The following is a 12617-nucleotide window of genomic DNA, read 5'->3' as shown; positions in this document are numbered from 1 at the left end:
AGTAGGGGGAAATAATTTACAGACCATTTCAAAAGGGATTTTTTTATTTACCAACAAGATATTTACCACCCCCATTTTTTAGAGGTATTCGTACGCAATAGGTGTCAGATGTACGCTTAGCTTTGAGTCATTATTAAGAATAAATTTTTTAATGAAATGAAAAGAAAATTATCAGTAATTTATCAACTTCTATTTCGGAAAATGTTTTTGCTAGGTATTCTATTTACTCTTGGAATGACCTCAAAACTCTATGCTCAAAAAACCTTTCAGGTAAGCGGTACTATTGTAGATGAAGAACAAGCTCCTATACCGGGAGTCAATGTCTTGATTAAAGGAACGACAATTGGTACGGTCACTGATTTTGACGGTAGATACAATATCATGGTAAGTGAAAAAGGCAGTGTCCTTGTTTATTCATATATCGGGTATAAGCCTGCTGAAATCGAAGTGAGCAAAAAGTCAGAGATCAACCTTCAAATGGAACTTGATGTAGAATCATTGGATGAGGTAGTTGTTATTGGTTATGGCCAACAAGAAAAACGTGAAGTGACCGGTTCGGTGGCACAAGTGAAGTCTGAACAGATCAACAGTTTGGCTACTTCAGATTTGGCTACGGCGATTCAGGGACAAATGGCGGGTGTAAGTGTAAGTTCTGAGTCTGGTGCTCCAGGTGAAAATGCTACAATTACAATTAGAGGTGTTTCTTCTTTCCAAGAAGGAGGTTCTGAACCGCTTTATGTAGTGGATGGTGTGACGTATACGACCAATCCTAATATTGCTCCTCAGGAAATCGAATCCATTGAGGTATTGAAGGATGGTGCTTCAGCGGCTATCTATGGTTCAAGAGCTTCGGCGGGTGTAGTTTTGATCACAACAAAAAGAGGTGAAAAAGGAAAAATGTCAGTGACTTTGGATTCGTACTACGGTGTGCAGAAAATCACTTCTGACATACATTTAGCCAATACAACTGACGCCATGTATATCAACCACCTAATGTGGAAAGGTGATCCTAGTACTCCCAATCCATTGGACAACAACCCGAATGCGATGCATTACAATACGGATTGGCTAAGAGAACTTCAGGTAGATATGGCCCCTATTCAAAACCATTCATTGAGATTGTCTGGTGGTTCAAAAAACCTAACGTATTCGATTGTCGGTACTTTATTTGATCAGCAGGGCATTCAAATTTCTTCGGCGTATCAAAGAAAAACGTTGAGAGCGAATACCACTTTTGAAAAGAATAAATTGAAGGTGCAAATCAATATGGGTTACCAAAACAGCTATAAGGATAACCCTCCGAATAATATTCAATATCAAGCACTTCGTCAAGATCCTTACAGAGCGGGTATCAGCAGAAATGATGAATATGTGATTGAAGGAGCGAACCCTGAGAGAATGACCAACCTATTGGCGCGTATCAATGAAACGAATGAAACTACGGGTAACAATTATAATGGTAATGCTAAAATCACTTATGAAGTGTTGAAAGGACTAAAGCTGAATGCCAACATTGGTGGTTCTTACTCCACTACGAATGATTATTGGTTTAGCCCTACTTTCGATGTTTACAGCAACAATGGAGAGTACATTACTCGTGCTTCAAAACCATTAAATGAGCTTCGCTTTATTGATACGTTCAACTTAAGAACTATTCAAGAATATACTGCCACTTATAATAAAAAATGGGGTAAACATAATGTAAGTCTATTAGCAGGTAATACTTGGGAAACGGCTGAGGCCAACAGACGTATGGTACACGCCATGAATATGCCAAACAATATTCCTAACCTTGGCGTAGCCCAAGATATCAGAGGAGTAGATCAACGTTATGCGGCAAGTTCTAACATTGGTTTATTAGGTCGTGTGCAATATAGCTACGCTGGTAAATATATGGTCAGTGCGAGTATTCGTAGAGACGGCTCTTCAAGATTCCATCCAAGCAACAACTGGGGTAACTTCAAGTCGTTCTCAGCAGGTTGGAACATCAGTGAGGAAAAATTCTTTGACGCTTTAAAACCAACCATCAGTAATTTAAAACTTAGAGCCGGTTATGGTGAAACAGGTAGCGATAAAGCAGGCCAAGGTTTGGGTAACTTAATTGCTGATTTACCTTACGTTTCCATCATTACACCACAAGTCGATTATGTATTAGGAATTGGTGAAAATGATATTCTTTACCCTGGTGCCACGAATCCTACTTATGTGGATGAAAACATCACTTGGGAAACCAACATTTCACAAAACATCGGTTTAGATGGTGAGTTATTTTCTGGTCGTTTCTTCTTTAATTTTGATTTATATAGATCTGAGAAGAAAGACATGTTATTGCCTGTAGAACTTCCACCTTCAGCAGGAGGTACCATCACAGGAAGCTACAATAAAATGTGGCAAAACGTGGGTAACTTAACCAACCAAGGTATTGAATTGGGATTAGGGTATAATACACATATCAATAAACTGAAACTGACTGTAAATGGTACGTTCACTAGAAACTTCAACGAAGTAACTGCTTTGGCTCCTACCATGGAATCCGTTCCGGGTGGACGTCCATTAGGCAACTCTTCTGAACCTACTACTTTCTTAATTCCAGGTTATGAAGCAGGTGCATTTTTCTTAATTCCAACGGATGGAACTATTAAAACGGAAGAAGAATTAATTGAATATCAAAAAATGATTCCTACTGCCAAAATCGGTGACTTGAAATATGTGGATGTAAATGGTGACGGTGAAATCGGTCAAGACGATAGAATATATCAAGGAAGCGGTACACCACTTTGGGAAGCAGGTCTTTCAATAGCGTTAGGTTATAAAGGTTTTGATTTGAGCGTGATGCTGTTTGGTTCTTATGGCGCTAAAATCTATAACGGACCAAGAGCTTATGCACATCAGCAAAAGACAAGTAAAGAGTTGGTGAACGCTTGGTCACCTGAGAACCCTACTTCAGATATCCCTACTCCAAGAAGAAGTTCATCTCACATGAACATCAGGACTTATTCTGATTTCTTCTTAGAAGATGGTTCTTATTTGAAAATCCAAAACATCACTTTTGGTTATACTCTTCCACAGCAAACGGTAAGCAAATTGGGCATCAATAATTTCAGAGTGTATGTAAGTGCTCAAAATCCATTTGTGTTTACAAATTATACAGGTTACGACCCAGAGGTCGGTTCAAAAAATGTCTTCTATCGTGGTGTTGACACAGGTAAATATCCTGTTGCCGCTACTTACAGAGCAGGTCTTTCATTACAATTCTAAAACTACTAATGATGAAAAATCTAATAAAAATAAATATAGGATTACTGATTACTTTCGCTCTTTTTGGGTGTCAGAATTGGTTTGACATAGAAAATAAAAATACCATAGAAGAGCGTGAGTTCTGGCAAAATGAACAAGAAGCATTTATGGGATTGATGGCATCGTACAGTGGTTTACAAAATCACGGTTCAATGGGAGGCAACTCTGCCGCTCAAATGCCTACAAGGTCTGATATTGGTCGCCCGAGTATTTGGAACGACCAATATGTAGAGCTTTCAAAGCTACTTATCAACGACAATACAGGTATTGTAAAACTGAAATGGGCTGATCTGTATACGACAATACTTAGAGCTAATCAGGTGTTGGATAGAGTGCCGGACATCATTGAAATCAGTGATGAGTCGAGAGAATTATTCTTGGCGGAGGCACACTTTATTAGAGGTATTTGCTACTATTGGTTGTATAGTACTTATAATCATGGTTCCGTAATTCTTCATACTACTGTAGCACAGAATAAGGAAGAAATTGCGAAGCCATTGAGCCCTAAAGAAGAGGTACTTGAATTGATCATCAGTGATTTGACTTATGCTCAAGAGAGATTACCTGAAACTTGGGAAGACAAGTACAAAGGAAGAGCTACTTGGGGTGCCGCTACTGCTTTTTTAGGTCAGGTGTATATCAATGAACATGAGTACGTAAAAGCACAGAATGAATTCAAAATGATCATTGATAGAGAAGATTTATATCAATTGACTTCAGATATCAGTTGGAACTTTGATAAAGAACATGAATTCAATTCTGAATCTATCTTTGAAGTCTCTTTCTCAGACACTCAAAAACCAAATGGTGGTGGAGTTATTGTTGATGGACCTACAGGTACTGAAGGGACAAGAAGAGGTGTTTTCTTAGCGCCAAGTGGAGCCAATGGCAACCGCTTATCTATGCCATCTTACTGGATCACAATGCTTTTCCAAAAAGATGAAATGGACCCAACTGACCCTAGAAATGATGGTTTAACACATTCTTTACGTTCACAATATTCTATTGTAATGGCGGATGATGATTTTGATTATTACCAAAAAGAACCAAGAGATGTACACGGAACTTTCAAAAACCAAGAGTCTTCTTACTTGAGAAAATTCCAGAATTGGTGGGATGAATACGAAGCATTGGGTACAAAAACTGTTTCAGGAATTAATGAAAGAGTGATCCGTTTGGCTGATGTTTATTTATTATATGCTGAATGCTTGATCAAAAATAACGGTAGTGCCGGTACTTTCGAAGCTGTGCATTATATCAACAGAATCAGAACGCGTTCGGCAGTAATGCCTTTGGACCACAATGAGTACAATACAGCGGAAAAACTAATGGATCATATCATGTATGTTGAAAGACCATTGGAATTGATGTTTGAAGGTCATGATACGCGCTGGATTGACATGAGAAGATGGGGTGTGATCAAAGAGCAATATGATCGTTTAGCGAAAAAGAAATACTACATGAATAAGCAGATCTTGTATGAATTACCTGAAGATGCCACTGAGGGGCCAAATGGTGAAGCAGTAATACAAGAATTCCAAGATGCTTCTGCGAGTTATACGCCAGATTATCACAACTACTTCCCTATTCCAATTGACGAAGTACTTTCTAATCCTAACCTATAAATTGAAGTAAAATGAAATTAAAAGGAACAAACATCTTTACGATACTTTTCTGCTTAATGACAGCCTTCTCTTGTAGGCCGGACTTTGAGTATGATAAAATCACAGATATCTACGTTTTCAGTACAGAATCTGATCCCAATGATCTTGTTACTACTGTGGGGGGAAATTTCTCTTTCACAGATGCATCCAGAGGTGAATATGTTAGAGAATGGACCATTGATGGACCATCGTATTTCACCAACAATGATGATACTGTATTAACAGAACATATCGCTCATGTAAGATTTAAAAATACAGGTGTTGTACCCGTAAAAATCAAGTTAGATTTTGGTAATGAAGAATTAAACTACGATACTACATTCTATGTAACCGTTTATGATTCAGCTATTACTACTGATTTTGAAGTAATTGATGTAGAGGGTGATTATATTATTTCCAACGGAAAATACATTATGGAATCAGGTGCTTTTGTCAATTTCAAAAGTACAAGCAAAGGATCTCCTGACACCTTCAAATGGCATACATCTTTAGATCAAAACTTTACTGATTCAGTGGCAAGAATGGAGTTTGTGAAACCTGGAATTTATGACATTGGTCTTACAGCTTCTCGTAAAGAACCTGTAAAAGGAACGGCCAGCACGCTTTATAAAAATAGCTTAATTGAAGTTGTTCCTTCAACAATCCCATTCAGAGTGGATCAAATGACACAAAGTGAAGAAGGAAACATTTTTGTAAAATTCAATAGAGATTTAGATTTGGATGAAATCAACGACAACACTATCAATAATTTCTCTATCAAAGATGCAAATGGAAACACAATAGCAATTAATCATTTAGCCCCATCAGGTGAAGTAAATAATACTTTAATTCTATTTGTTGATCCTACTTTCTCAAAGTTATATGTGACTTACACGCATGCCAATCAAAGCGGAGATGTACAATCTGTTGATGGTGTGAAACTGGAGGAATTTACAGACAAAGAGGTAGAAGGTTATCAGCATAATTTCTTCACGAATGGAAGTTTTGAAAACGGTACTTACGCTCCATTCAATGATGGAAAATGGGTAGGTTCTGGTGGAATGTCTGTCATTAAAGATGGTAGTACAGCAGTGGACGGCGATCATTATCTACAAGTTGATTTTGAACCTTATCAGCACAATAATGGTAATGGATCAAAGCTAACGATCGAGATGACGGAGGGCTATTTCCCTATCACTTCAGAATACAATTATACTTTTGAGTTCTATGCTAAAGCCATTGGAAACATCAGAGTTTTAAAAGTGACATTGAAGGATGAAGATTCGGGTAGTTCAATGAATAAAACTTTCCAAGATCAATTGGTAGATGGTGAATGGGTGAAAATCACGTACTTCTCTAATGAGCCAATTTCCAAAGAATTCATTAATGCTAATGTACAGTTTGACTTCATTGCAGAAGCAAATGAAACACCACAATTGTTAGTAGATCACCTTGTGTTCTCTCAACATTAACCTAACGTAGGGGTAGACCTATGTGTCTACCCGCTGTACCACATACCTAACCGTGACGGTATTCTATTAATGATTCATTTTATATGGATAAATTAATTGGGGTAATAGAAATGGAAAGGCTTGTGGTTCGACGGGTGGATATGTGGACGAAATAGACGGATTGTGGTTCGGCGGGCAGACACATAGGTCTGCCCCTATGTAAATAACAAATGAAATGAAAAAGAAATACTTATTACTTATACTACTATCATTGGCTTCACTCTCTTTTGTTTGGAGCGATGATGGAATTCAACTTGCTACACTTACTACATCTGACCCTAAAACCTTGTTTTTCTCAGGGTTTGAAAACGACGTAGATACCGAATGGGAATCGAGTATATACAATGGTTTACCCATTTTTGAAAGATACAATTCGGATCAATTTGAAGGGAATTACAGTTGTAGGATTAAATTCAATGCTACAGGTCAAAAATGTAACTTTACTACTTTCAAAAATATACAATGGGAAGAAGGTAAAGTTTATAAAGTTTCTTTCTACTACAAATCATTAAACGCAACAGATAATCGTAATTCGAATATTAAATTTTTCTCGGCCGATGGTACTAAGATTGGTCAAGTGAATATAGATGCATTAGAAAGTACAGATTGGGTACAAGTCAAGTTCAGCTTTACTCCCTCTGTTAGTGACCCTAATGGCTATGTACTTTTTTCTTTTCACCCTCACTCCTCCGGAAAAGGAGAATTATTATTCGATAATTTTTTAGTCAAGAAACTTGGAGATGATTTCTTCCAAGATCTTAAAACCAAAACAGTCACCTCAAACCCTAATGTTAAATGGACGCAGTTTGGTCCAGGGATGAGTGGCAATAATAAAGTAGCTTTCTGGCACCCGACAGATGAAAACACACTTTTTATCGGTCCTAATATGGGTAACGTATACAGGACTCAAGATAAAGGACATACGTATGAATCCATGCTTAATGCTGATGCAAGTGGAATGGATACGGGTGAACGTGGCCCTAGAGAACTTTACAGCATTGATTTTTCAAGACAAAATCCTGATTTTGGTTTTGCTACGGATAGACGAAATATTGGGATTTATAAAACAGTCAACAAAGGAAAAACGTGGCAACTGATCAATGGTGATCCTTTTGATGGGGTTTATGTTTCTTCAGTCTGTGTTGATCCGAATAATGAAGATATTTGGTATGCTGGTGGAGGAAAAATGCGTGATTTTGGTAGAGTATTATTCCCTAAAAGCAATCCTCACGGCACTTATATTGATCCTGCTAGCCAAGGGAAGATTTGGAAAAGTATTGATAAAGGTGTGACTTGGACATTGATGAATAATGGTATCCATGCTAAAACGGAAGTTGAAACCGTTTTGGTAGATCCTAAGAATTCTTCTATCGTATTTGCAAGTACAAACCGTGGTTTTTATAAAAGTACAGATGGTGGTAAAAACTGGGTCAAAAAGACGGAAGGTTTTGATCATGATGTGATGAGAGCCATGACCTATTTTCATAATAAAAACACCAACAAATACATTCTTTTTGTGATCAATGATATTGTTTGGAAAGCAGATGGACAAACGGTCACAGATGCTGGTGGTGGTATTTTCAAAAGTACAGACAGAGGAGAAACTTGGGAAAAAATCAATGGTGATTTAGCATTGGATTTAACCCAATTTGAATCAAATACTGGCATTAAAAAAAGCTACTATAACACTGTAGCACACTTTTTTGGACTTTCCTATAATGATGCTGTAGCACAGTATCCTAATCTTCCCACAAAGATTACACAGCGTTTTAATACCATAGAAGTTGATCCGAATGATGTGGACAATATTTACCTAAACAATGAATATTCAAATGCTTCAAAAAACAACTTTAAACCTGGACAACTTTGGAGAACAAAAGATGGTGGTGAGCATTGGTACATCACACTAAGAAATGGTAAAAACTGGGAAAGCGACTCTCCTGACAAAAGCTATTGGGAAGGAAGAGGAAATCCTATGGGAAGCAATATCAGCCTTAACTACTTGAAGCATTGGATGGTGCGTGATGATTATGAAAGAAAAGGAACCAACTTTGCCCGTTTTAGTGCTGACGGAACGGTTTTACATGCCAACATGGCTAAAGTTTCATTGATGTCTTATGATAAAGGTGATACTTGGGTAGACATAGATGATATTGAAGTGACGCCCAATTCAAATAATTTTGTTGGAGCAGGAAACAGCAATGTTCCAGGACATGGTTTCTTCCAGCACCCAGACTTAAATGAGGTGTATTGTATGGCAGGCGAAAACTCTCTTTGGATCACCAATGACGAAGGAAATCATATCAGAGAAGGAGCTCAAGCAGCCCAATATAAATCCCTCACTGATGCAGAGCAATCGATTAGTTCTTATGCCATTGATCCCCATGATACCGACAAACATTATGCTTTATTCTTTAGACAACACCACAGAGGAGAATGCTTAAGATCATTGGATGCTGGTACAACTTGGGAAGCAATTGGTGTGGCTATTCCAGAATGGGAAATTGCAGAAGGAGGTGGTGATCAATCTGTACATCAAATGCAATTAACCATTGATCCTAACGATACTGACAATCTTTATTTTTGTGTTCCAAAGAGAGCCAACAACATTGAGTTTGTCGGTAATTCTGTAACAGGTTTTGGTGTTCATAGATCTACGGATGGAGGCGTGAATTGGCAAGAGGTCAATAGTGGTTTACCCAATGAGCCTGATGTTACAAGAATTGCATTAGACCCTGATAAAACCACCACAATTTATGCCTGCGTTCAACATTCCAATGGCGGTTTGTACAAATCAGAAAACCAAGGTACAACATGGGAAAAAGTGGCTTCTACCTTAGACATTTCAAAATCATTTGGCATCAATGACATTCGATTCAGTAACGGAAAAGTATACATCACTTCAGGTTCAAAAAATGGAGGTGCTGATGATGGTGGACTTTGGGTAAGTGAAGACAATATGGAAACATGGAATAGAATATTTGATTACCCATGGACCAACCGTGTTGAAATTGCCCAATATGATCCTAATGTCATTATGGTTTCTACTTTGGCCAACACTACTATTAATAGAAGAAATGCTGGGGTTTATTTATCAAAAGACGCCGGTGGTACGTGGGAGAAAATCAATACTGGAAATGGTCAATCTGATAGAGTAAATGATATTGCTATAGATCAATTTATACCTGGAAAATACTATGCTTCTACCTATGGAAGTGGTTGGTACATGGCTTTGAATACTGAAGAAATCATCGAACCAGAAATGATTTATTTTGAGGAAGAAAATATTGAAATCCAACCCGGATCAACAAAGCTTTTGAAAGCTGTAGTTTATCCAGAAAACGCCTACTTCAGAGGTATTGAATACTTTAGTGAGGATGAAAGTGTAGCGACTGTTTCTACTTCAGGTAAAGTGAAAGGAAAAGGTGAAGGTGCAACTACTATCTATGCTCGTTTGAAAGGTTCAGAAATAGAATCCATGACCTCAGTTTCTGTCATTGAAGAACCTTTAAACCTTCCGACTGAAATTGACATTAACTGGGTTGTTTATCCCAATCCTACTTCTGGGAAAATCTATGTTAAAGGAAATTATTCTATTGAATACCTTCAAAATGCCACTGTATTTGATATCAATGGTCAGCTTCATAATTGCAATCAATTTATCAATAATAATAAGTTAGTCATCAACACAGAATCACTCCCTAGAGGAATGTATCTGCTTGTTGTTGAAACACAAAACGATCAAAAACATTTCAAATTCCTAAAAGAATAAAAATGAAAAAAATACTCTATCCAATCCTATGGATGGTGTGTTCTCTGTCTTGCTTCGGGCAAGATAGGGAGCACTTTTTCCATTCTCTAAAAGAAAAAGATGTCGCATCTGACCCCTCCTATCAATGGTATCAATTTGGTCCGGGAATGAGTGGCAACAATAAATCCGCCTTTTGGCACCCAACAGATCCAAAAGTACTTTTTATTGGTCCAAATATGGGAAACTCCTATCGATCTACAGATGGCGGTTTTACGTATGAAAGTGTATTAGATCCCGATGGTCCTGGCCTAAATGAAGGTTTGAGAGGACCTAGAGAGTTTAGAAGCGTTGATTTTTCAAGGCAAAATCCTGACTTCGGCTTTTGTACAGACAGAAACAACAATGGCATTTATGTAACACATAATAAAGGGGCAACTTGGCAGAACATACTTGAACCTCAGTTTGATAAAAAATTCATGGCCTGTATCACCGTCGATCCAAAAGACGATCAAGTTTGGTATGTAGGCGGAGGTAAAATGAGAGAACTCGGCAGGGCTTTATTTCCTCAGTTAAAACCTCATGGTGCTAATATTCACCCCAAAAGTCAAGGGCAAATTTACAAGACGACAAACGGTGGAAAAACTTGGAAGCTGATTGTCAACGGTATTCATCCTAAGACGGAAGTAGAATCAATTTTGGTAGATCCTAACGCTTCAAAAACCATCTATGCAAGTACCAATAGAGGCTTCTATAAGTCAACAAATGGTGGGAAAACATGGCAACAAAAATCAAAAGGTTTAGGACATGAAGTGATGAGAAGTTTCACACATCACTATGATTCCAAGACAAAAAAGCTCACATTATTTGTGATCAACAATATCACTTGGAAGAAAGATGGAAAGACTGTAAAAGATGATAAAGGGGGTATTTTCAGAAGTGATAATGAAGGTGAAAGCTGGGTGAATATCAGTGGAGATATTGCCATTGATATGCGACAATTCAAGCCAATTTCATCGATCATGAAAAGCTACTATCATGCAGTTGCCTATTATTTCGGAATGAAGGATAAAGAGGCTAAAATGGCATTCCCCGAATTACCTTCTGCTATCACACAACGATTCAATACCATAGAAGTGGACCCCAATGACATCAACAATATTTATGTCAATAATGAGTACTCCAATGCCTCAAGAAATAATTTTATGCCTGGTCAACTTTGGAGAACAAAAGATGGAGGGAAACATTGGTTTGTAACGTTTAGAAATGGACAAAACTGGGAAGCTGATTCAAAAGATGCTGACTATTGGACAAAAAGAAAAAATCCGATTGGTAATAATATTGATCTGAAATACCTCAAAAGATGGATGGCAAGAGATCCTTATGATCGAAAGGGCTGTAACTTTGTTCGTTTTAATTGTGATGGAAGTATTCTACATACACAAATGGCCAAAATTTCATTGTTTTCTTATGACAAAGGAGACACGTGGGTAGATATTGATGATATAGAAATCGGCAATGGAAATTATGTTGGAGGTGGTAATTCCAACCTTCCAGGACACGGTTTCTACCAACATCCCGAATTGCCTCATCAAGTATTTTGTGCGGCAGGTGAAAATAGCCTTTGGATCACCAATGACCTTGGTAAAGAAATCAGAAAAGGTGCACAATCGGCCTCTGTACATAAATTCACTGAACATGAGCAATCTTTAAGTACTTTCGCTATTCATCCTAACGATACGAATATCAGATACGCACTGTTCTTTAGACAACATAACAGAGGAGAATTATTTAGAACAACGGATGCAGGTAAAACATGGCATTCACATGGCTTAGCTATACCGAAATGGGATGTGAAAGCACACGGTGGAGATCAGTCTGTTCATCAATTGAATATCACTTTCAATATTGAAAACCCTGATATCATGTATTTCCATGTTCCAAAAAATGCGAGAGGCTTAGAGTATGTGGGCGATTCTCAAACGGGTTTTGGAATACACCGTTCCAAAGACGGCGGTAATACATGGGAAAGTATCAATAACGGTCTTCCAATTGACCCTGACGTTTCTGCCATCGCCACTCACCCTAAAAAAGCTAATGTCCTTTTCGCTACCGTTCAAAATAAAAATGGCGGTCTTTTTAAATCAAAAGATAGCGGTGACACTTGGCAAAAAGTAGGTTCTACAAAGGAAATTTCAGGTGCATTTGGTATTAATGATATCCATTTTGATAAAAAAGGAAATGCCTATATCACCGCTGGATGCAAGAAAAGTGGTATTAACGATGGTGGTTTATGGAGAAGTTCTGATGAAATGAAAACATGGGAGAAAATCTTCGACTACCCCTGGACAGTCAGAGTGGAAACAGCACTCTATGATCATAATGTCATCCTCATCTCTACCCTACCGAACGTTAGTA

General features: G+C 37.8%; 5 protein-coding genes. All 5 read left to right on the top strand.

Annotated elements, in window-relative coordinates; translation table 11 throughout:
* Positions 1 to 156 precede the first annotated feature (156 nt).
* On the top strand, positions 157 to 3258 hold the full coding sequence (locus AVL50_RS11095; protein WP_063850666.1) for a TonB-dependent receptor: 3102 nt from the start codon (positions 157 to 159) through the stop codon (positions 3256 to 3258).
* 11 nt (positions 3259 to 3269) lie between these two features.
* Complete coding sequence (locus tag AVL50_RS11090; RefSeq protein ID WP_172826816.1) at positions 3270 to 4922, top strand: RagB/SusD family nutrient uptake outer membrane protein; 1653 nt, start codon at positions 3270 to 3272, stop codon at positions 4920 to 4922.
* A gap of 11 nt (positions 4923 to 4933) precedes the next feature.
* Positions 4934 to 6412 carry a hypothetical protein gene (locus tag AVL50_RS11085; RefSeq protein ID WP_157491278.1) on the top strand — a complete coding sequence of 493 codons (1479 nt, stop codon included), beginning with the start codon at positions 4934 to 4936 and terminating at the stop codon, positions 6410 to 6412.
* 214 nt (positions 6413 to 6626) lie between these two features.
* Complete coding sequence (locus AVL50_RS11080; RefSeq protein ID WP_062616568.1) at positions 6627 to 10223, top strand: T9SS type A sorting domain-containing protein; 3597 nt, start codon at positions 6627 to 6629, stop codon at positions 10221 to 10223.
* Positions 10224 to 10225: 2 nt separating this feature from the next.
* The coding region (locus tag AVL50_RS11075) for a hypothetical protein (RefSeq protein ID WP_062616567.1) at positions 10226 to 12617 on the top strand (2392 nt) is incomplete at its 3' end.

Origin of the sequence: Flammeovirga sp. SJP92, from assembly GCF_001583495.1 — a bacterium.
In the GTDB taxonomy this organism is placed as follows: Bacteria; Bacteroidota; Bacteroidia; order Cytophagales; family Flammeovirgaceae; genus Flammeovirga.
Note: the sequence above shows the minus strand (reverse complement) of the source record. Positions and strands in the feature narration are given on the sequence as shown.